Below are 21,521 nucleotides of genomic sequence, written 5' to 3' on the forward strand. Positions count from 1 at the left end.
GCCGTGACTAGGATGCAAGGGCGAACTCACAACGCAAGACAACATACAACAACAGGCGGCTCTGCCGCCAGAAAAGTTCAGCGATGCCTATCGATAATGCCCGGCGCGGATTTCTACGCAAATCCATTGCCATCGTCCCTGTCGCGGCCCTGGCAGGCGCAGGGTGTACACCCGATAGCCCCGCGACATCCGCCGCAAGCCCGCAAGCGGCATCCGTCCCCTACCAGCCGGCCTACTTCAATCCCGGCGAATGGGCGTTTGTGCAGGCCGCCGTGGCGCGACTCATACCCGCCGATGCCACAGGCCCCGGCGCGCTGGAAGTGGGTGTTCCCGAATTCATCGACCGGCAAATGGATGCGGCCTTCGGCCATGCGGCAACCTGGTACATGCAGGGGCCGTTTGTCGAGTCGGCACCCGAGTTCGGCTATCAGGGCAAGCTGGCGCCGCGCGACGTGTACCGCGCCGGCATTGAAGCGACCGATGCCCATTCCAAGAAGAACTTTGGCGGCAAGACCTTTGCGCAGCTCGATGCCGGCCAACAGGACCAGTTGCTCAAGGGGCTGGAATCGGGTGAAGTGAAGTTCGACACCTTGTCGTCCCAGACCTTCTTCGGATTTTTGTTGCAGAACACCAAAGAGGGCTATCTGAGCGACCCGATGCACGGCGGAAACAGAAACGCTGCATCGTGGAAGATGATCGGCTTTCCCGGCGCGCGCGCCGACTTCACCGACTGGGTCGGCAAGCCGGTGCAGTATCCGCTGCCGCCCGTCAGCATCAACGGACCGCAAGGTTAAGGAGCGCACATGGCTGCGATCAAAAAACCTTCGGTGGATGCCGTGCTGGTCGGCTTTGGCTGGACCGGCGCCATCATGGGCATGGAACTCACCGCCGCCGGCCTCAATGTGCTGGCACTGGAGCGCGGCGAGAACCGCGACACCAACCCTGACTTTGCTTACCCGCGCATCACCGACGAGCTGAGCTACGGCGTGCGCGGCAAGCTCTTCCAGAACCTGGCCAGGGAAACCGTCACCGTGCGCCACGCGCCGGGCGACATCGCCGTGCCATACCGCCAGCTCGGATCGTTTCTGCCCGGTGACGGTGTGGGCGGCGCGGGCGTGCACTGGAACGGCCAGCAATGGCGTGCGCTACCTGATGACCTGCGCATACGCAGCCGCTACGAAGAGCGCTATGGCAAAAAATCCATCCCCGCGGATATGCATCTGCAGGACTGGGGCGTGAGCTACGACGAACTTGAGCCCCACTTCGACCACTTTGAAAAAATCTGCGGTGTCTCGGGCAAGGCCGGCAACCTGCGCGGCCAGGTACAGGCCGGCGGCAACCCATTTGAAGGCGCGCGGTCCGACGAATACCCGTTGCCGCCGCTGGCCTACCAGAACAGCGCCATGCTTTTTGAGAAAGCCACACGCGAGCTGGGTTACCACCCTTTTCCACAGGCTGCAGCCAATGCCTCGCGTGCATACACCAACCCGCACGGCGCGCAACTCGGGCCCTGCAACTTCTGCGGTTTCTGTGAACGCTACGGTTGCTACATGTATTCCAAGGCATCGCCGCAAACCACCTTGCTGCCGACCTTGATGGCACGACCCAATTTCGAATTGCGTACCCGCTCCCATGTCATTCGCGTGAACATGGCGGCGGACGGCAAACGCGCCACCGGCGTTACCTACATCGATGCCGCCGGCAACGAGACAGAGCAACCCGCCGACCTGGTGGTGCTGTGCGCCTACCAGTTCCACAATGTGCGCCTGTTGCTGCTGTCCAACATCGGCAAGAAGTACGACCCGGCCACCGGCCAGGGCGTGGTGGGGCGCAACTACGCGTACCAGATGAACGGTGGTGTCTCGCTGTTCTTCAATTCGGACAAGCCGATGAACCCTTTCGCCGGCGCGGGCGCCAGCGGCGCGGTGATCGATGATTTTGACGGTGACAACTTCGACCATGGTGGCCTCGGTTTTGTCGGCGGTGCATCCATCTCGTGCGTCGTCACCGGCGGGCGGCCCATCCAGCAGATGAGTGTGCCGCCCGGCACGCCGGCCTGGGGTGCCGGCTGGAAAAAAGCCATCAAGGACAACTACCGCTACGCCATCAGCATCGGCAGCCAGGGTTCGGTCATGTCTTACCGCAACAACTACCTCGACCTGGACCCGACCTACAAGGACGTGTATGGGCAGCCGCTGCTGCGCATGACCTTCGATTGGAAGGCCAACGACATTGCGATGACGCAATTCATCAAGGGCAAGATGGAAGGCATTGCGAAGGCCATGGGGCCGCGGCAGATGGCGTCCAACTTCAAGAAGCCCGGCGACCACTACGACCTGCGGGCCTACCAGTCCACCCACAACACCGGCGGTGCACCCATGGGCACCGACCCCTCCACCAGTGCCGTTAACCGCTACCTGCAGGCCTGGGACGTACCCAACGTATTTGTGATGGGCGCCAGCGCCTTTCCGCAGAACTTCGGCTACAACCCGACCGGCATCGTGGGGGCGCTGGCTTACTGGTCGGCGAAACACATTCGTGAGCGCTACCTCAAGAGCCCGGGAGCACTGGCATGAAAGGAGACCGCACGACGGAAACCCTCAAGCCGGGTGTGCTGGCGGCCCTCGCCGCCGTGGCGCTGCTGGTCGCACTGGCCACGCCGGCGCTGGTGAAGGCACAAGACAAGCCAGCTGCGCCGGTCGCGGCCACGCCCGCAGCCGTCACTGCGCCGGCCACGCCGCCACGCGATCCGCAGGTGGTGCGCGGTGAATACCTCGCGCGCGCCGGTGACTGCATCAGCTGCCACTCTCGTCCCAACGGCAAGCCCTTTGCCGGCGGCCTGCCGATGGCCACCCCTTTCGGCACCATCGTCTCGACCAACATCACGCCTGACCCCGAGCAGGGCATCGGCCGGTACACCCAGGACGACTTCAACCGCGCCCTGCGTGAAGGCAAGCGCAAGGACGGCAAACACCTGTACCCGGCCATGCCGTATACCAACTTCTCCCGGCTGACGGATGCCGACCTGCAAGCCCTGTATGCCTATTTCACCAAAGGCGTGCAGCCGGCGAAACAGGACAACGCCAAAACCGACCTGCCCTGGCCTTTCAGCATGCGCCGGCTGATGGCCGGCTGGAACATGCTGTATTTGCCCGGCAAGGTGTACGCCCCGGAGGCCGCACAAAACGCCGAGTGGAACCGCGGCGCCTACCTCGTGCAGGGCCTGGGCCATTGCGGCGCCTGCCACACGGCACGCGGTATCACCGGGGCCGAGAAAGCCACCACCCACAGCGAGGGTGAACGCTTTTTGGCCGGTGCTGTCATTGATGGCTGGTATGCCCAGCCGCTGCGCAACACCGCCACACCGGGTCTGGCCACCTGGACCAACCAGGAAATCGTCGATTACCTGAAAACCGGCCGTACGGCACATACAGCGGCATTTGGCGCGATGACGGAGGTGGTGAGCAATAGCACGCAGCACCTTTCACGCGAGGACCTGGGCGCGATCGCGACCTACCTCAAATCACTCGGTGGCGGTGATGCAGTGCGGCCGCCTGCGGCTGCGGCATCGGCCAGCGCCGCTGCCATCGCCTTGCGCAACGGCGATGTCGGCCGCGTGGGCGCCATGGTCTATATGAACAACTGCAACGCCTGCCACCGCTCTGACGGACAGGGCGCGCAAAAAACATTCCCCACCCTGGCGCACAACAGCGCCGTGGCGGCGAAAGACCCGACTTCGCTCATCCGCGTCGTGCTGGAAGGCTCCGCGATGGCACACACCATGGAAGCGCCGTCGCGGATCGCCATGCCGGCACTGGGTTGGCGCCTGACCGACGCGAACGTGGCCGATGTTTTGAGTTTTGTGCGCAGTTCGTGGGGCAACGCGGCTGCAGCGGTGAGCGCATCCGACGTGAAAAAGGTGCGCGACAGCCTGGCAAAGACGGCGAAGGCAGCCGGCAAGTAGTTGCAGCTTGATGGACCCGGCCACGCAAACAGCGAGGCCGGTAACGGCAAGCGCCTGCCGACAGCGCCAGAAACAGTCAAAACCGATCAGCCATGAAAAAAGCCCCATCGCTGGGGCTTTTTTGATCTTGGGCAGGCCGAATGGCTGCACAAAATCCAATACTGGCGGAGTGGACGGGACTCGAACCCGCGACCCCCGGCGTGACAGGCCGGTATTCTAACCAACTGAACTACCACTCCTGGTAGTGACAACATTCGCTCTTTCGAGCCAAGTCGCTGAACCTTGCGGGACTGCGGTTGTCAACTTGCGCCTTGGACATCACACGAGGTGATGAATGCTGGCGACCCTAAGGGGATTCGAACCCCTGTAGCCACCGTGAAAGGGTGGTGTCCTAGGCCTCTAGACGATAGGGTCAAAACCTTGGAACTTCCGGACGGGCTTTTGTGGTGACACAAAGTCCCGGCTAACTTCAAATTCTTCGCGACAAACTTTGGTGGAGGTAAGCGGGATCGAACCGCTGACCTCTTGCATGCCATGCAAGCGCTCTCCCAGCTGAGCTATACCCCCTTCAAGCTATTGCAAGTTGCCCTGCAATTGTGTCGAGCCTTGAATTATAGCCCGAAAATTTGATCTTTTTAAAACCCTCAAACAAGCTTGAGCCGGGAGACCACATCTTCGCGCCTCATGAGCTCCAGAATCGCGTCCAGCGAGGGGGTTTGCGGCGTGCCCAGAACCAGCACGCGCACCGGCATGGCGAGCTGCGGCATCTTCAGGCCGGTGTCGGCCAGCACCTGCTTGATGGCGGCGGAAATCGCGGCCTTGCTCCACTCGGCGGCGCCCAGGGCGTCGGCGAGCCTGGCGAGCGCGGGGCGCACGGCGTCGGTCACGTGCGTGGCCAGGTCTTCCGCGGCGGGCTGGCCGCCGGTGACCAGGCGCTGCAGCCAGCCGGCCAGCTCCACCAGCGTGCTGCAGCGGTCCTTGAACAGGCCGCAACCGCGCGCGATCCATGCGGCGTCCTGGCCCGTGACGCCCTGCGCCGCGAGGAATGGCATGACCGCCTCGGCGAGCTTGTCGTCGGCCATGGCCTTGAGGTGCTGGGCATTGACCCAGCGCAGCTTGGCTTCGTCGAACTGCGCGGCGCTCTTGCCGAGGTGGTCCAGGTTGAACCAGGCGATGAACTGCTCGCGGCTGAAGATCTCGTCGTCGCCATGGCTCCAGCCCAGGCGTGCCAGGTAGTTGACCATGGCGTCGGGCAGATAGCCTTCGGCGGCGTACTGCGTCACCGGCTTGGCACCGTTGCGCTTGCTGAGCTTTTCGCCCTGCTCGTTGAGCACGGTCGGCAGGTGGGCATACACCGGCGGCTCTTTGCCCAGGGCCTTGAAGATGTTGATCTGGCGCGGCGTGTTGTTCACGTGGTCGTCGCCGCGAATCACGTGCGTCATGGCCATGTCGATGTCGTCGACCACCACGCAGAAGTTGTAGGTCGGCGTGCCGTCGGGCCGGGCAATCACCAGGTCGTCGAGCTCGTCGTTGCTGATCTCGATGCGGCCCTTGACCTTGTCGTCCCAGACCACGCTGCCGCCTTGCGGGTTCATGAAGCGCAGCACCGGCTGCACGCCTGCGGGCACGGGCGGCAATGTCTTGCCGGGCGCGGGGCGCCAGGTGCCGTCGTAGCGCGGTTTTTCCTTGGCAGCCATCTGCTTTTCGCGCAGGGCGTCGAGCTCGGCCACGCTCATGTAGCAGGGGTAGACCAGGCCATCCTTCTGCATCTGCGCGAGCACGGCCTTGTAACGGTCCATGCGCTGCATCTGGAAGAACGGGCCTTCATCGTGGTTCAGGCCCAGCCAGCGCATGCCTTCGATGATCACGTCGACGGCTTCCTGGCTGGAGCGCTCCACGTCGGTGTCTTCGATGCGCAGGATGAAGTCGCCGCCGGTCGCGCGGGCAAAGGCCCACGGGTAGAGCGCGGAGCGGATGTTGCCGAGGTGGATGAATCCGGTCGGCGAAGGGGCGAAGCGGGTGCGGGTCTTTGTTGTCATGGGGGCAGTCATGCGATGCTGTTCAGGCCGCGCGAAAGATCGGCCTTGATGTCGTCCACGTGGTCCAGCCCGACGGCCAGGCGTATCAGGCCCTGGCCTATGCCGGCGGCCTGGCGCTGCTCTTCGCTGAGGCGCCCGTGCGAGGTGGTGGCGGAATGGCTGATGATGGTTTTGGTGTCGCCCAGGTTGGTGGCGATGCTGAGCACCTGCGTGCTGTTGATGACCTGGAAGGCATTGGCGCGCGCCACGTCGGGTGTGCCGCCGCGCACGTCGAAGGACAGCACCGCGCCGCCCACGCCCGACTGCTGGCGCATGGCCAGCGCGTGCTGCGGATGCGACGGCAGGCCGGGGTAGTACACACGCGCCACGGCGGGCTGGGTTTCCAGCCACTGCGCGACGGCCAGCGCATTGGCGCTCTGGGCCTGCATGCGGATGCTCAGGGTTTCAAGACCCTTGAGCACGACCCAGGCGTTGAAAGGCGCCAGCGTCATGCCGGCGGTGCGCACAATCGGGCCGAACACGTCGACGATGTATTTGGACGGGCCGCAGATCGCGCCGGCCATGACACGTCCCTGGCCGTCCAGGTACTTGGTGCCGGAATGGATGATGAGGTCGGCGCCGAACTCCGCCGGCCGCTGCAGGGCCGGCGAGCAAAAGCAGTTGTCGACCGCGAGCAAGGCGCCCACGCTGTGCGCCAGGTCGGCCAGCGCGGCGATGTCGCAGACCTCGGTCAGCGGGTTGGTCGGTGTTTCGGCAAACAGCAGCTTGGTGGTCGGGCGCAGCGCGGCCTTCCATTCGCCTACGTCAGTCTGCGACACAAACGTGGTTTCAACGCCGAACTTGCCGAACTCGCGGCCAATGAGGGCGATCGTCGAGCCGAACATGGAGCGCGAGCAGATCACATGGTCGCCGGCCTTGAGGAGGCCCATGCACATCATCAGGATGGCGCCCATGCCGGTGGAGGCGCCTATGGCCGCTTCCGTGCCCTCGAGCGCGGCGAGGCGGCGCTCAAAGCTGGTGACCGTGGGGTTGGAGGTGCGGCCGTAGGTGTAGCCCTCCGTCGTGTCGGCAAAACGCCGCGCCGAGGTTTCGGCGTCGGGCTGCACAAAGCCGCTGGTCAGGTACAGCGCTTCGGAGTTTTCGCCGTGCTGGCTGGGCTCCAGCGCCACGCGCACGGCCAGCGTGTCGCGATGCAGGTTGTCGGGCAGTTTTCTTTTTGGGCTGGTCATGCTCAGGCTTCCTGCGGGTTGGGCAGTGCCAGGCGGGACACGTCGACGTCGCTGTCTTCGCCGATTTTTTCGGCGGTGTCGGCGCGCTGCGAGTTCATCGCGGCAATGGTTTCGGCCGTGACGTCGCCGGTGATGTAGACACCGTCAAAGCAGGAAGCGTCAAAGCCGTCGAGCTTGGTGTTGAGCGAGCCGATGGCGCGCTTCATGCCGTCCACGTCCTGGTAGATCAGCGCGTCGCAGCCTATCACTTCGCGGATCTCTTCGATGGTGCGGCCGTGGGCCACGAGTTCGCCCGGCGTGGGCATGTCGATGCCGTAGACATTGGGGAAACGCACGGGCGGCGCGGCGCTGGCCAGGTAGACCTTCTTGGCGCCGGCGTCGCGCGCCATCTGCACGATCTCGCGGCTGGTGGTGCCGCGCACGATGGAGTCGTCGACCAGCAGCACATTGCGGCCCTTGAACTCGCTGGCGATCACGTTGAGCTTCTGGCGCACGGATTTCTTGCGCACGCCCTGCCCCGGCATGATGAAGGTGCGGCCCACGTAGCGGTTCTTGACGAAGCCTTCGCGATAGGGAATGCCCAGCAGGTGCGCCAGCTGCGTGGCGCTGGGGCGGCTGGATTCGGGAATGGGGATGATCACGTCGATCTCGCTGGGCGGCACGGTGGAGACCACGCGCTTGGCCAGCGTCTCGCCCAGGTTCAGGCGGGCCTGGTAGACCGAGATGCCGTCCAGCACCGAGTCGGGGCGCGCCAGGTAGACGAATTCGAAAATGCAGGGATTGAGTTTTGCATTGGGCGCGCACTGCTCGGCGTGCACCACGCCTTCCATGTCTACAAACACGCCCTCGCCCGGCGCGATGTCGCGCTCGAACTGGTGCGAAGTGCCTTCCAGCGCCACCGATTCGCTGGCCACCATGACGGTCGCGCCGCCCTCGTTCTGGCCGCGGCCTATGCACAGCGGGCGGATGCCGAAGGGGTCGCGAAAGGCCAGCAGGCCGTGGCCGGCGATCAGCGCGACGACGGCATAGGAGCCCTTCACGCGCTTGTGCACACCGCGCACGGCGGCGAACACGTCGATGGGCTTGAGCGGCAGGCCGCGCGTGGTTTTTTCGAGCTCATGCGCCAGCACGTTGAGCAGCACTTCAGAGTCGCTGTCCGTGTTGATGTGGCGGTGGTCGGTGTTGAAGAGCTCGGCCTTGAGTTCGGCCGCGTTGGTCAGGTTGCCGTTGTGCGACAGCACCAGGCCGAAGGGCGCATTGACGTAGAAGGGCTGCGCCTCATCCTCGCTGTAGGCGTTGCCGGCCGTGGGATAGCGCACCTGGCCCAGGCCCACCGTGCCCGGCAGCGCGCGCATGTTGCGCGTGCGGAACACGTCGCGCACCATGCCCTTGGCCTTGTGCATGTAGAACTTGCGCCCCTGCTGCGTGACGATGCCCGCCGCATCCTGGCCGCGATGCTGCAGCAGCAGCAGGCCGTCATAGATGAGTTGGTTGACCGGGGCTTTGCTGACGACGCCGACTATCCCGCACATGGTGTTCCGATCATGATGAGTTGACTCTTCAAAGTTAGGTTAAATATTTCGCAAATTTCTCGGGCAGCACCGGCTTCAGGGCCTTGAGCGTGGCAGCCAGCACAGGCGCGCCCTTCGATTCCTGCCACCAGCTGCTGGTTTTCAGCGCCGTCATGTCGATCACGACGGTCGCGGCCAGCAGCAAAATCACTCCGCGCAACACGCCGAAGGCGGCGCCCAGCACACGGTCCACAGGGGCAAGGCCGATGGCGGCGACCAGCTTCTTGAAGATAAAAGCCAGCAGCCCCGCCGCGAACACCGTGGCGATAAAAATCAGCACAAACGCCGCCGCGTAGCGAATCGGATCGGACGCGGACTGCACGGGCAATCGGGTGGCCAGGTCGGGCGCAAACCATTGCGCCACAAAAAACGACACCACCCAGCCCAGCACCGACAACACCTCGTACACCAGCCCGCGCCATGCGCCCAGCAGCATGGAAAACACCAGCACCCCCAGCAAAACCCAGTCAACAGCCGTCACGAATCAGCCAGTTGTTACTTACAAGGTCAGGATGGCGGCGGGCAAATCAAGGGCCTTGATTTTTCCGGCCGCTTTTTCCGCCTCGGCCTTGGTGGCAAACGGCCCCACGCGGACCCGTATGCGCTTGCCGTCCTTGGTTTCCGCGACCTGTGTATAGGTCTTCATGCCGGCTTTTTCGAGTTTCAGGCGCGCCTCGCGCGCCTTCGCGACGTCGGCAAAGGCGCCTACCTGCACCACCAGCCGGCCTTCGGCCTCGGCGGCCGTTGCGGGCGGCGGCGTGGTGCCGTTGAGCAGCGCGCTGGCACGGGCCGCGTCGGCACTGGCAGCGGCGGGTTTGGCGGCCGGCTTCGGTTCAGGCTTCGGTTCGGGCTTGGCCACGGGCTTCGCTTCAGGCTTGGCCTCTGGCTTCACTTCGTTTTTGACGGCTGCCGGCGCGGGAACGGCAACGGCAGGCCTGGACGGCAGGATTTCTTCCCTGGGCGCCAGGCTGGCGTTGGCGGCGACTTTTTCGGCCGGCGTTGGGCTTGGTGCCGGGGCGGGCGTTGCCACAGGTGCCGTGGCCGTCGGCGCAGCCGGCACCACCAGCGGCTTGACCGTGCTCTTGCCGGGGATTTCGATGGGGATGTCGACCGGGATGGGCCGGGGCTGGGTGTCGAACAGCAGCGGGAAACCCACCACGCCTATCAGCACCAGCACGGCCGAGCCGATCAGGCGGTGCTTGGCGCGCTTGCGCATGACTTCCACGCTTTCCGGTTGAGCGGCTGACCCGGCGTTGGGAGCAGCATTGGAGCCGCCCCGGCGGAAGTTGAAAAACGACATGGTGTGGCTTGAATCCGATAAGGGTGACGTTAGCGGTGAACGTGGGCTCCAGGCCCTCCGGGAGCGCTGGGCTGGGCCGGTCCGTCCGGCTTCAATTGGCCAGGTGCGGCGCCAAAAGACGCGGCACGCCGTCCTTCAGGATGCCGCCCACCGTGTAGAAGGAGCCGAACACGACAATTCTATCAGCGGGGGTCGCAACCCCTACCGCCGCCTGCAGCGCCGCTTCGGGGGACGGGTGGGTGCTGGAGGTGGCGTCGGGCCGGGTATTGGCCGCCATCCAGCGCGCCTGCAAATCGGCGGCCGTCGCGGCCCGTGGCGTCGGCAGATCGGTGAAATACCACTTGTCGACCAGCGGCGCGACCCGCGCCAGCATGGGGGCGAGGTCTTTGTCCGCCATGGCGCCGAACACCGCGTGGGTGCAGGGGTAAAAGCCCATGGCATCGAGGTTTTCGGCCAGCGCCGCCACCGAATGCGGGTTGTGCGCCACGTCCAGCACCAGCGTGGGCTGGCCCGGCACGATCTGGAAGCGCCCGGGCAACTCGACCATGGACAGGCCGTTGCGCACCGCCTGGGCCGTCACCGGAATGCGGTCGCGCAAGGCCGTCAGCGCCGCCAGCACGCCGGAGGCATTGACCAGCTGGTTGGCGCCGCGCAGTGCGGGGTAAGCGAGTCCGGCATAGCGCCGGCCGCGCCCGGCCCAGCCCCACTGCTGCTTGTCGCCCGAGAAATTGAAATCGGTGCCGAAGCGCCACAAGTCGGCGCCCACTGCGGCGGCGTGGTCAACCACGCTTTGCGGCGGCACCGGGTCGCTCACGATGACCGGCTTGCCGGCGCGCATGATGCCGGCTTTTTCGCGGCCTATGCTTTCGCGGTCCGGGCCCAGGTATTCCATGTGGTCCAGGTCTATGCTGGTGATCACCGCGCAGTCGGCGTCCAGCATGTTGACGGCGTCCAGCCGGCCGCCCAGGCCGACTTCCAGGATCACCACATCCAGTTTGGCGTCGGCCAGCAACTGCAGGATGGCCAGCGTGGTGAATTCGAAATAGGTCAGCGAGATCACCTCGCCCTGTGTGCGGGCCGCCTCGACGCGCTCGAACCGGGTGACCAGGTCGGCCGCCTTCACAATGTCGCCGCGCACGCGGCAACGCTCTTCAAAATGCACCAGGTGCGGCGAGGTGAACACACCGGTGCGGTAGCCGGCCTCCAGCAGAATGGCTTCCAGCATGGCGCAGGTCGAGCCCTTGCCGTTGGTGCCGGCCACCGTGATGATGGGGCAGTCGAAGGCCAGGCCCATGCGTCTGGCGACGGCGCTGATGCGCGTCAGGCCCATGTCTATGCCCACGGGGTGCAGGTGCTCGCAGTAGGCCAGCCAGTCGTCGAGTGTTTTGAGTTGCGCTTGTTCCATACAGGCCAGCATTGTCGCAAAGCTGGAATACCCCTGTTGGCGCTCACTGCGTGTAGCGCCCTCCCCCCTTGCAGGGGGCGGCGCCTGCGGCCTGGCAAAGCCAGTTCCGCGGCCCCTGTTGATGAGGGAAGAAACGTCAGACAGCGAAGCGGTCGGTGGCGGCAACCAGCCGCTTCAGGATGCCGGGCTCGTTAAAGGCATGGCCGGCATCGGCGACCAGCTGGAAGTCCGCTTCAGGCCAGGCGCGGTGCAAATCCCAGGCGGTTTTGGCCGGCGTGGCGATGTCGTAGCGGCCCTGCACGATCACGCCGGGAATCCCGGCCAGCTTGTGCGCGTCACGTATCAGCTGGCCTTCTTCGAGCCAGCCGGCGTGCACGAAAAAATGGTTTTCGATGCGCGCGAAGGCCAGCGCGAACTCATCGCCGCCGTGCAGCGCGGCAAAGGCCGGGTCCGGCAGCAGTGTGATGGTCTGGCCTTCCCAGAGGCTCCAGGCGCGCGCGGCCGCCAGTTGCGCCGCCCTGTCGGTGCCGACCAGGCGTTTGCGGTAGGCGGCCATCAGGTCGCCGCGTTCGGCTTCGGGAATGGGCGCGAGAAAACCTTCCCACAGGTCGGGAAACAGCCAGGACGCCCCCTCCTGGTAGTACCACAGCACCTCGGCGCGGCGCAGCGCGAAGATGCCGCGCAGGATCAGTTCGGACACCCGGGCCGGATGCGTCTGCGCATAGGCCAGCGCCAGCGTGCTGCCCCAGGAGCCGCCGAACACCAGCCAGCGCTCCACGCCCAGCAGGCTGCGCAGGCGCTCGATGTCGGCCACGAGGTCCCAGGTCGTGTTGTTGTCCAGCGACGCGCTGGGGCGCGAACGGCCGCAGCCGCGCTGGTCGAACAGCAGCACGCAGTAGCGCTCGGGGTCGAACAGGCGGCGGTGCTCGGGCGAGCAGCCCGCACCGGGGCCGCCGTGCAGGAACACCGCCGGCTTGCCCTCGGGGTTGCCGCACAGCTCCCAGTACACCGAATGGCCGTCGCCGGTTTCCAGGACGCCGGTGCGGAAAGGTTCAAGAGGCGGATACAGGACGGTTTCGGGAGAAGCGGTGGGTGTGGCCGAAGCAGCGGTCATGAATAGGCAATCCGTGAAGTGTTGAGGCGAACGATGCGCGGGGCGTCCCGGCATCTGACAGAATCATCGCATGATCATTCTTTACGGCATCCCCAATTGCGACACGGTCAAAAAGGCCCGCACCTGGCTCACCGAACACGGCGTCGACTACCAGTTCCACGATTTCAAAAAGCAGGGCGTCCCGCCCGAACAACTCAAGCGCTGGGCACAGGCCGCCGGCTGGGAAACGCTGCTCAACCGCAAGGGCACGACCTGGCGCAAGCTGGACCCGGCAACGCAGGCCGGCGCACAGGACAGCGCCGGCGCCCAGGCCTTGATGCTGGCCAACCCCAGCGTCATCAAGCGCCCCGTGGTCGACTGGGGCAAGGACATGACGGTCGGGTTCGATGCCGCGGCCTGGGCCGCGCGGGTTTGACCCCCATTAAAACGCGTGCTTTTTCACGTTTTTTGCCCTACGGAGCCGTGCTTTAAAGCTTTACCGTCGATTTACCGAACTCGAAGCCCCAAAACGACTCTGACTTACTAAAATCGTCTTAGCCGCCTGAGCCGCCGCCCGCACCCCGGGCAGGCCTGACGGGCGGCGCAACTTCAGCCATTTGCTGAAAAGGGTTTGAACCATGAAAAAAGCACTCGTCCTCTCCACCCTCGCCGCAGCAGCGGGCTTTGCCGCCGTGCCGGCTTCCGCCATGGACATCCTGGCGCGCGTGATTTCCAGCACACCGGTGGTGCAACAGGTCGCCGTGCCGCGCCAGGTGTGCAGCAACCAGCCGGTCATCACGCAGTCCCCCAACTCGGGCGCAGGTGCCTTGATGGGCGCCCTGGCCGGCGGCGCAGCCGGCAACGCCATCGGCAACGGCGGCGGCCGTGCGGTGGCCACCGTGATCGGCCTGGTCGGCGGCGCCATGATCGGCGACCGCATCGAGGGCTCGAACAACCAGGTCCAGAACATGCAGCAATGCACGACGCAGACCTATTACGAAAACCGCCCCAGCCACTTCAACGTGGTCTACGAATACCAGGGCACGCAGTACACCACCCAGATGGCCACCGACCCCGGCCAGTATGTGCGCCTGCAGGTCTCGCCGGTCGGCGCCATGACGCCCGCACCCCAGACCTTCCAGTCCGCACCGCAGCCCCAGGCCTACAACCAGACGGTTCCGGTGCAACCGGGCTACGTCGTCGAGCAAGGCACGACCTATGTGCAGCCGGCCTATGCACAGCCGGTGTATGTACAGCCCGCGGTGTACCCGGCCTACTATCCCCGGCCTTACTACGCACCGTATTACCCGCCCATCGGCGTGTCGCTGAACTTCGGCTACAGCCGGGGCTACGGCCACGGCCACTGGCGCTAACACCACCTTTCACCGCCTTTCGGCTGAATCCAAAAAGGGGCGTCACTGACGCCCCTTTTTGTTGCCCGCTCGTTACGGCCCTAGCCTTATTTAGGCGTCTCGATGAGCGCACCCTTGAACAGGATAGGCCCGGTCGGCCCGCTGCCCGGCGGCACGCCGCCCCTGGGCTCCAGCGAGATCGCCAGTGCCGGAACCTGCCGCATGTCTGTGCCTGCGGCGGTCAGGCGAATCACCGGGTCCGCACCCAGCACACCCAGGGATTTGGGCGCCGCGCCGGGCGGCAGGGCCCACAGTTCCAGTGACTTGTCGGGCTGCTCGCGGAACCCGCCCACGCGCTTGAGCACCAGGGTTTTGTTCTTGGGGTCAAAGGTCACCAGCAGCGACGCCGACGCTTTGTCATCCGTCAGCACGGCCACGTATTCGATCTCCGGCGTGGCCGTCAGCCTCGCCGACAGTTCGCTCACCTGCCCGCCCAGCCGCGAATTCACATTGAGGCCGACGACCACGGCGGCCACCGCCGCCAGGGCGCCCGCAGCGCTGGCGCCGCGCCACAGGCCCAGGCTGGCCCACCAGCCGGCTGCAGCCGGCGCAACATTGCTAGCTGCCTGCATGGCGCGCGCCTCCTTGTCGGCCCGGACCAGGTTTTCAATGCGTTTCCAGACCGCTGGACTGGGCGCCACCTGCGGCTGCAACTCGGCCACCGATGCCAGCCGGCTTTGCCAGACCAGCGCCGCCGCGCGCAGCGTGGCGTTGTCACGCGCCAGCGTCTCGAAGCGCCTGCGCGCGCCGCCGCGCAAGGTGCCCAGCGCGTAGCTGGCCGCCAGTTGGTCCATGAGGGAGGGGTTGTTCTGGATATTCATAAATTTTCCGCCGGGCCGCCCCAAGGAGAATTAGCCCCAAAACTCAAGGAAAGGGGCAGCGAACCGCCGCAGGAACACGAAGTGACGAACGTGGGGGCCATATTCATGCGAACCTCGCCATGCAGCCGCGCAGCTGCTCCAGGCCTCGACGTATCCAGGTCTTGACCGTGCCCAGCGGCAGTTTCAATTGTTCGGCCAGTTCGCCATGGCTCAGGTCGCGCAGATAGGCCAGGCTCACGACTTCCCGCTGCTTGTGTTCGAGCCGGCCCAGGCACTGGTGCAAGGCCCAGGCCTGTTCGCTGGCCTGGGTGGTGTCCATGGGGTTGGGCGAGTCGCCCGCCACGGTGTCGGACACCACATCGTCGAGTTCCTGCGCCACGTCGGCGCGGTCCGACGCGCGGCGGCGCAGGAAGTCCAGGCCCCGGCTCCTGACGATCAGCCCCATCCAGGCCATGGGCGGCGAAAGGCTGGCCTTGTAGTCGCCGGCGATCCGCCAGATGGTCAAAAAGGCCTCCTGCAACACGTCTTCAGCCCATTCGCGGTTCACCACGACGCGTAGCGCGACGCCGTAAAGCTTGGACGAAGTCAGGTCGTACAGCTCCCGCAGGGCTATTTCATCGGCGTGGGCTACGCGGTCAATCAGTGCAATCAACTGAATATCCGGGCTTTCTGGTTTCATGGGCACATTCTCAGGTATCGATGACAGGAATACGCGGCGAACGGACCAACGGATTCAAGCCGGGCCCGGCCGGGGCGCCGGGGTGCCCTAAAATCGGTGGTTTTTGGCGCCGGGCGGCCCGGCTGCGGCGGGCAGCGTTTTCCCTGGTCCCGCGCACTTTCTTGGCCCTCCTCGTCTTTTCCCACCTTTCCAGCCCTTTTCATGCCCACCCAAAAAATCGACAACGTCAGCGTCAGCACCCAGGCCAATGTGTACTTTGACGGCAAATGCGTGAGCCACGGCATCACCTTCGCCGACGGCAGCAAAAAATCGGTGGGCGTGATCCTGCCGGCCACCCTCACCTTCAGCACCGGCGCGCCCGAGGTCATGGAATGCGTGGCCGGCGCCTGCGAATACAAACTGGCCGGCAGCGACAACTGGGTCAAGTCCTCGGCCGGCGAGAAATTCAGCGTCCCCGGCAACGCCAAATTCGAGATCCGCGTCGCCGCCGGCGAAGCGGCCTATCACTACATCTGCCACTTCGGCTGATCTGACTGATCCCTCTTTTCACGCATCTCCGCACCTATCCTCCAGGAACCCTCCATGGCCACCATCCTCCAGAACCTCCCCGCCGGCCAGAAAGTCGGCATCGCCTTTTCCGGCGGCCTCGACACCAGCGCCGCACTGCACTGGATGAAGCTCAAGGGCGCGATCCCTTACGCCTACACCGCCAACCTGGGCCAGCCCGATGAGCCCGACTACGACGAAATCCCGCGCAAGGCCATGCAGTACGGCGCCGAAAAAGCCCGCCTGATCGACTGCCGCAACCAGCTGGCGGCCGAAGGCATTGCCGCCCTGCAAAGCGGCGCCTTCCACATCACCACCGCCGGCGTCACCTACTTCAACACCACGCCGCTGGGCCGCGCCGTCACCGGCACCATGCTGGTGTCGGCGATGAAAGACGACAAGGTCAACATCTGGGGCGACGGCAGCACCTTCAAGGGCAACGACATCGAGCGCTTTTACCGCTACGGCCTGCTGACCAACCCCGACCTGAAGATTTACAAGCCCTGGCTGGACCAGCTTTTCATCGACGAGCTGGGCGGGCGCTCCGAGATGTCGGCCTTCATGACCCAGGCCGGCTTCGGCTACAAGATGTCGGCCGAAAAAGCCTATTCGACCGACTCCAACATGCTGGGCGCCACGCACGAGGCCAAGGACCTGGAACACCTCGCCACCGGCATGAAGATCGTCAACCCCATCATGGGCGTGGCCTTCTGGAAAGACGAGGTCGAAGTCAAGCGCGAGGAAGTCACGGTGCGCTTTGAAGAAGGCCGGCCCGTCGCGCTGAACGGCAAGACCTTCAGCAGCCTGGTCGAACTGATCCTCGAAGCCAACCGCATAGGCGGGCGCCACGGCCTGGGCATGAGCGACCAGATCGAAAACCGCATCATCGAAGCCAAGAGCCGCGGCATCTACGAGGCCCCGGGCCTGGCGCTGCTGTTCATCGCCTACGAGCGCCTGGTCACCGGCATCCACAACGAAGACACCATCGAGCAGTACCGCGACAACGGCCGCAAGCTCGGCCGCCTGCTCTACCAGGGCCGCTGGTTCGACCCGCAAGCCATCATGCTGCGCGAAACCGCCCAACGCTGGGTGGCCAGCGCCGTCACCGGCGAAGTCACGGTGGAACTGCGCCGCGGCAACGACTACTCCATCCTGAACACGGTCTCCAGCAACCTGACCTACAAGCCCGAGCGCCTGAGCATGGAAAAAGTCGAGGACGCGCCCTTCTCGCCGGCCGACCGCATCGGCCAGCTGACCATGCGCAACTTGGATATTGTCGACACGCGCGACAAGCTGGGGATTTATTCCAATGCGGGACTGCTGGAATTGGGCAAGGGGGATGATTTCTTGAAGCTGGGTAAGTAAGCTGAGATAGGCCCAATAATGAAGCCCGCGAACGCGGGCTTTTTTTATCATCAGAATTGATCCAGACTGGGATCCCACCGATCGGATCGCACCGAGCATATTCACCACTAGTGCCGCACCAATGAACGCCGTAGAAATCGAACAAGCCATTTCAGAACTGGCTCTGCAACCCTTTGACGCAGCGGAGTTCCCGTTCACGTTTCTGGCTGCCTTCGGCAACAAGGACACCACACTCAAGCGCCTGCGAACGGGTAACAACAATGCCTCGGACGTGGCCGGCGGCGTGCTGCTGCGCAATAACATCCACCTCGCAGTGTGCGCGGCGGGCACTGTGGGCGACACGCTCAAGGCCCTGCGCGTCAGCCTGGCCACGACGAAGGCAAAGGCCAAGTTCATCCTCGCAACAGATGGCCAGACGCTGGAGGCCGAAGAGCTGGCCAGCGGCGAGACCGTGGCCTGCGACTATGCGGACTTCCCCAATCACTTCGGCTTTTTGTTGCCCCTCGCCGGCATCTCCACGATCAAGGAGATCAAAGACAACCCGATTGATGTTCGCGCCACCGGGCGGCTGAACAAGCTCTACGTCGAACTTCTCCGCGAAAACCCGGATTGGGCCAGCAACGAGCGCCGGCCCGACATGAACCACTTCATGGCGCGTCTGGTGTTCTGCTTTTTTGCAGAAGACACCGACATCTTCAACGGCGCAGGACTGTTCACTCGAATGGTCGACCAGATGAGCGACCGCGATGGCGGCAATACCCACGCGGTCCTTTCCGAAATCTTTCGGGCCATGAACATGAAGGTGGCCGACCGCCCCACCGCCTTGCCGCGCCTACCAGGCTGGATCAACGGGTTTCCCTACGTGAATGGTGGCCTATTCTCTGGCAGTACCGAGGTACCACGCTTTACCCGCATGGCGCGAACCTATCTGCTGCATGCGGGCGCGTTGAAGTGGCGCGAGATCAACCCTGACATTTTCGGCAGCATGATCCAGGCGGTGGCCGACGACGAAGAGCGCAGCGCCCTGGGCATGCATTACACCAGCGTGCCCAACATTCTGAAGGTGTTGAACCCCCTGTTTCTGGACGACCTGCGCACAGCGTTGGCCGAGGCCGATGAAAACGAGCGCAAGTTGCTAAACCTGCGCAAGCGTATGTCGCGGATCAGGGTGTTCGACCCAGCCTGCGGCTCGGGCAACTTCCTGGTCATTGCCTACAAGCAGATGCGCGAGATTGAGGCGGAGGTTAACCGCCGCCGGGGTGAGACCGACCTGAAGTCAGAAATACCGCTGACCAATTTCCGCGGTATTGAACTACGTGACTTTCCGGCGGAGATCGCGCGGTTGGCGTTAATCATTGCCGAGTTCCAGTCTGACGTGATGTATCGCGGACAGAAAGACGCCCTAGCAGAGTTTCTTCCTCTGGATGCTCAGAACTGGATTGTTTGTGGCAATGCGTTGCAGTTGGACTGGACGAGTGTGTGCCGGCCCACCGGCACCAGTGTCAAGCTGCTCGCGGATGATCTGTTTGGCACGCCGCTGAATCAGGCCGAAATTGACTTTGAGAATGAGGGTGGGGAGACGTATATCTGCGGAAATCCGCCCTACTTGGGAAATAAACTGCAGACCCCAGAGCAGAAGGCAGACCTTGAAGGTATTTTTTCGGGTTTGACGTCCAGCTGGAAATCTCTCGACTATGTGGCGGGATGGTTTATGAAGGCGGCCAATTACGGGCAACAAAGTAAGGGTGCGACGGCATTCGTAAGTACGAATTCGGTTTGTCAGGGACAGCAGGTCCCCATTCTTTGGCCCCTTGTTTTCGAGCGAAATCAACAAATTACATTCGCGCACACCTCGTTTAAGTGGTCTAACCTTGCCAGCAACAACGCGGGAGTAATCGTCTCGATCATTGGTATCTCCCAAAATCCTGGCAAAACCCGACGACTTTTTTCGTTTTCTGAGAATGGCGGCATTACTTCGAGGGACGTTGAATTCATTAATGCTTATCTGACACCGGGCCCAAACCTTGTGGTTGAAGCGGTGGCTGCGCCGATCAATGGTCTTCCTCAAATGATGTTCGGCAACATGCCTCGAGACGGTGGCCGTCTTCTGATGACCACTGACGAACGTAAAGCGCTCGTTGCCAAAGACGGGAGGGCAGCGAAGTACCTCAGGGATTTTATCGGCTCAGAAGACGCGATACACGGCGGCAAACGCGTCTGCGTCTGGGTAAGCGAGTCGGACTACGAGAAAGCATCTCAAATTCCCGCGCTTGACGAGCGATTTAAAGAGGTGGCTCGAGAAAGATTGGCGATGAAGGCGCCATCTACACAGTCTTTCGCCAAAAAACCCTACCGATTTGTTCAGATTCAGGGCGTGGCGAAGTCGCATTTATTCTTGGTGCCGCGTCATTCATCCGAATCCAGGCCTTACCTTCCCATTGTGCTTTTCGATAGCTCTACGATTGTCGCCGACAGCGCTTTTGCTATTTACGACGCGCCATTATGGAGTCTGGCTTTGTTTAGTTCGCGCCTTCATTTGATGTGGGTCGCGACAGTCTGCGGAAAGATAAAAAGTGATTTCAGATACTCCAACACCATCGGTTGGAACACCTTTCCCGTTCCACTTTTGACTGAAAGAAATAAAGTCGAGCTGAATCATTGTGCCGAGGAAATTCTTTTGGCGCGTGAGGCGCATTTCCCGAAAACGATTGCTGATCTTTACGATCCCGAGTCGATGCCCGAGAATTTGCGGCGAGCACATGAGCGCAATGATGAAGTACTTGAGCGCATCTATATCGGGCGAATTTTCCGCAATGATACGGAACGGATCGAGAAGTTGTTTGGACTATATGCAAGCCTAGAAACTAACTCTTCAGCTGTCCCGAAGACGTCCTCAAACACCCGGAAGCCTGCATGAGTCAATCTGACCACATTATTCAGCCCAGCACTCGCACCACTCTGGATGCGCTTCAAACTATTTTACAAACCGGAGGGGTGGAGCGGATAGACGCGGCCGTCGCGTACATCACGAGCGGTGGGGCACTCGATTTTGTCAAGCGGGCAGAGGTCGCTTTGGGGGGGGCTTGGGCGACCATGCCCAAGAGGTGGATTACTTCGTTCGACTACTGTCGAACCGAGCCCGTAGCACTCAACTACTTGAACTCTGTTCCGAACTTATCGATTCGGATTCACAATGCCGAGTTTTGCCTTCAGCATGATTGCGCGCCTAAGGTCCCATTTCACCCCAAGACGTTTTTGATTCGGACTGCCCAGCGCGATTTTGCACTTGTTGGCTCTGGAAATATGTCCAGATCGGGACTCTCACGAGGTATCGAAGCGGGTCTTGTCTTGAGCGTGGCTCGCGTGGTTCCAGGCGAGCCTACCGCTGTGGCGTCGATGAGCGCTATGAGGACGTGGTTTCGCGGTATCTGGCACGATGCCGAGCCTTTGACCACGTCGCTCTTAGATCGTTACAGCGAAATATTTGAGCGCAATGACAACTTGAGGTCTCCTATCCCGACCGAAGATGATGTTGCAAGCCCCGACGCTGGGACCGGTAGCCTGTCAAGCAAGGAATTGCAGAAGCTGAGGGTGTGCAGGAATTTTTGGATTGAGGCGGGAAACATTACCAAGAATCGAGGTCCGCATCTCCCGGGGAATCAGCTAATGATGAAACGCCTTTCTCGAGTGTTTTTCGGATTCCCCCCTGATGATCTCCCGAAGAATTCGCATATTGGAGATGTTCAATTGAAATTTGCAGGCGGGCATAGTGGTGAATTTTCCATGACCTATAGTGATAACAAAATGGAAAAGCTGGTTTTACCAGTGCCCGGCCCAGGCGCACCTTCTGCTTACGACAATGAATATTTGCTATTTCGAAGGTGGAAGCCAGGAGTTTTTGAATTATCTATCGGCACTAAAGCACAGAAGAATCAATGGCTCAAGCAAAGCTTGACTATTCAAGGGGCCTTCAAGATGTCGAGCGGACGTCAGTGGGGTGTATTTTGAGTGCGTCATCTGAGGGGCAGTCTTTGCGCGCGGATGTCACTGCGTGGTCTTTCGATGTGCCTGAAGCGAATGTCTCGCAAGGGAGGAGG

The 21,521-nt window shown here is 62.8% G+C and carries 18 protein-coding genes and 3 tRNA genes; 9 read left to right on the top strand and 12 right to left on the bottom strand.

All coding sequences use genetic code 11. The features are described from left to right. The first annotated feature begins 83 nt into the window (after positions 1-83). The 3 genes from ACLV74_RS04395 to ACLV74_RS04405 are packed head-to-tail and all read left to right on the top strand — an operon-like array spanning position 84 to position 3,964. Positions 84-794 carry a gluconate 2-dehydrogenase subunit 3 family protein gene (locus tag ACLV74_RS04395; RefSeq protein ID WP_411878162.1) on the top strand — a complete coding sequence of 237 codons (711 nt, stop codon included), beginning with the start codon at positions 84-86 and terminating at the stop codon, positions 792-794. A 9-nt stretch (positions 795-803) separates the two neighbouring features. Beyond that, complete coding sequence (locus tag ACLV74_RS04400; RefSeq protein WP_411878163.1) at positions 804-2,576, top strand: GMC family oxidoreductase; 1,773 nt, start codon at positions 804-806, stop codon at positions 2,574-2,576. Continuing rightward, entirely contained in the window at positions 2,573-3,964 is a 1,392-nt protein-coding gene (locus ACLV74_RS04405) for a c-type cytochrome (protein WP_411878164.1), read from the top strand. Before ACLV74_RS04400 ends, ACLV74_RS04405 begins: the two co-directional genes overlap by 4 nt. A gap of 162 nt (positions 3,965-4,126) precedes the next feature. Here ACLV74_RS04405 and ACLV74_RS04410 read toward each other — a convergent pair. The 10 genes from ACLV74_RS04410 to pip all read right to left on the bottom strand — a co-directional run bounded on the left by ACLV74_RS04410 (position 4,127) and on the right by pip (position 12,577). Then, positions 4,127-4,203 (bottom strand) — tRNA-Asp (locus tag ACLV74_RS04410). Between the two features lie 99 nt (positions 4,204-4,302). Continuing rightward, positions 4,303-4,378, bottom strand: a tRNA-Glu gene (locus ACLV74_RS04415). Between the two features lie 77 nt (positions 4,379-4,455). After that, positions 4,456-4,531 (bottom strand) — tRNA-Ala (locus tag ACLV74_RS04420). Positions 4,532-4,608: 77 nt separating this feature from the next. After that, the gene (gene gltX, locus ACLV74_RS04425) at positions 4,609-6,003 is read right to left on the bottom strand and encodes a glutamate--tRNA ligase (protein ID WP_411878165.1); all 1,395 of its coding nucleotides are present in this window, start codon (positions 6,001-6,003) and stop codon (positions 4,609-4,611) included. An 8-nt stretch (positions 6,004-6,011) separates the two neighbouring features. Continuing rightward, positions 6,012-7,232: an O-succinylhomoserine sulfhydrylase gene (locus ACLV74_RS04430; protein ID WP_411878166.1), complete on the bottom strand. Its 1,221-nt coding sequence runs from the start codon at positions 7,230-7,232 to the stop codon at positions 6,012-6,014. 2 nt (positions 7,233-7,234) lie between these two features. Further along, positions 7,235-8,764 carry an amidophosphoribosyltransferase gene (purF, locus tag ACLV74_RS04435; RefSeq protein WP_411878167.1) on the bottom strand — a complete coding sequence of 510 codons (1,530 nt, stop codon included), beginning with the start codon at positions 8,762-8,764 and terminating at the stop codon, positions 7,235-7,237. A gap of 34 nt (positions 8,765-8,798) precedes the next feature. Then, positions 8,799-9,284 carry a CvpA family protein gene (locus ACLV74_RS04440; RefSeq protein WP_411878168.1) on the bottom strand — a complete coding sequence of 162 codons (486 nt, stop codon included), beginning with the start codon at positions 9,282-9,284 and terminating at the stop codon, positions 8,799-8,801. 18 nt (positions 9,285-9,302) lie between these two features. After that, positions 9,303-10,103: an SPOR domain-containing protein gene (locus ACLV74_RS04445; protein ID WP_411878169.1), complete on the bottom strand. Its 801-nt coding sequence runs from the start codon at positions 10,101-10,103 to the stop codon at positions 9,303-9,305. A gap of 91 nt (positions 10,104-10,194) precedes the next feature. Then, on the bottom strand, positions 10,195-11,508 hold the full coding sequence (gene folC, locus ACLV74_RS04450; RefSeq protein ID WP_411878170.1) for a bifunctional tetrahydrofolate synthase/dihydrofolate synthase: 1,314 nt from the start codon (positions 11,506-11,508) through the stop codon (positions 10,195-10,197). A 136-nt stretch (positions 11,509-11,644) separates the two neighbouring features. Continuing rightward, complete coding sequence (gene pip, locus ACLV74_RS04455) at positions 11,645-12,577, bottom strand: prolyl aminopeptidase (protein WP_411878253.1); 933 nt, start codon at positions 12,575-12,577, stop codon at positions 11,645-11,647. 115 nt (positions 12,578-12,692) lie between these two features. Between pip and ACLV74_RS04460 the strand changes: the two genes are divergently transcribed. Further along, the gene (locus ACLV74_RS04460) at positions 12,693-13,037 is read left to right on the top strand and encodes an ArsC family reductase (protein WP_411878171.1); all 345 of its coding nucleotides are present in this window, start codon (positions 12,693-12,695) and stop codon (positions 13,035-13,037) included. Positions 13,038-13,239: 202 nt separating this feature from the next. Then, positions 13,240-13,974, top strand: coding sequence for a glycine zipper 2TM domain-containing protein (locus ACLV74_RS04465; RefSeq protein ID WP_411878172.1), 735 nt, complete (start codon positions 13,240-13,242; stop codon positions 13,972-13,974). Between the two features lie 86 nt (positions 13,975-14,060). Here ACLV74_RS04465 and ACLV74_RS04470 read toward each other — a convergent pair whose 3' ends face one another. Both ACLV74_RS04470 and ACLV74_RS04475 read right to left on the bottom strand, forming a co-directional pair. Beyond that, positions 14,061-14,834, bottom strand: a complete 774-nt coding sequence (locus ACLV74_RS04470) for an anti-sigma factor domain-containing protein (protein ID WP_411878173.1) — start codon at positions 14,832-14,834, stop codon at positions 14,061-14,063. Between the two features lie 103 nt (positions 14,835-14,937). Then, complete coding sequence (locus tag ACLV74_RS04475; protein ID WP_411878174.1) at positions 14,938-15,513, bottom strand: RNA polymerase sigma factor; 576 nt, start codon at positions 15,511-15,513, stop codon at positions 14,938-14,940. Between the two features lie 201 nt (positions 15,514-15,714). Here ACLV74_RS04475 and ACLV74_RS04480 point away from each other — a divergent pair, with 201 nt between their 5' ends. The 4 genes from ACLV74_RS04480 to ACLV74_RS04495 all read left to right on the top strand — a co-directional run bounded on the left by ACLV74_RS04480 (position 15,715) and on the right by ACLV74_RS04495 (position 21,432). Next, positions 15,715-16,041, top strand: a complete 327-nt coding sequence (locus ACLV74_RS04480) for a pyrimidine/purine nucleoside phosphorylase (protein WP_411878175.1) — start codon at positions 15,715-15,717, stop codon at positions 16,039-16,041. A 54-nt stretch (positions 16,042-16,095) separates the two neighbouring features. Further along, positions 16,096-17,424 (top strand): argininosuccinate synthase, encoded by a 1,329-nt coding sequence (argG, locus tag ACLV74_RS04485; RefSeq protein WP_411878176.1) that lies wholly within the window; start codon positions 16,096-16,098, stop codon positions 17,422-17,424. A gap of 121 nt (positions 17,425-17,545) precedes the next feature. Then, a complete protein-coding gene (locus ACLV74_RS04490; RefSeq protein WP_411878177.1) occupies positions 17,546-20,341 on the top strand; it encodes a class I SAM-dependent DNA methyltransferase in 2,796 nt (931 codons plus the stop codon). Continuing rightward, positions 20,338-21,432, top strand: coding sequence for a hypothetical protein (locus tag ACLV74_RS04495; protein ID WP_411878178.1), 1,095 nt, complete (start codon positions 20,338-20,340; stop codon positions 21,430-21,432). The genes ACLV74_RS04490 and ACLV74_RS04495 overlap by 4 nt, the downstream gene beginning before the upstream one ends. Positions 21,433-21,521 lie beyond the last annotated feature (89 nt).

It is taken from the genome of Polaromonas sp. YR568, from assembly GCF_943369415.1.
Taxonomy (GTDB): Bacteria; Pseudomonadota; Gammaproteobacteria; order Burkholderiales; family Burkholderiaceae_C; genus Polaromonas.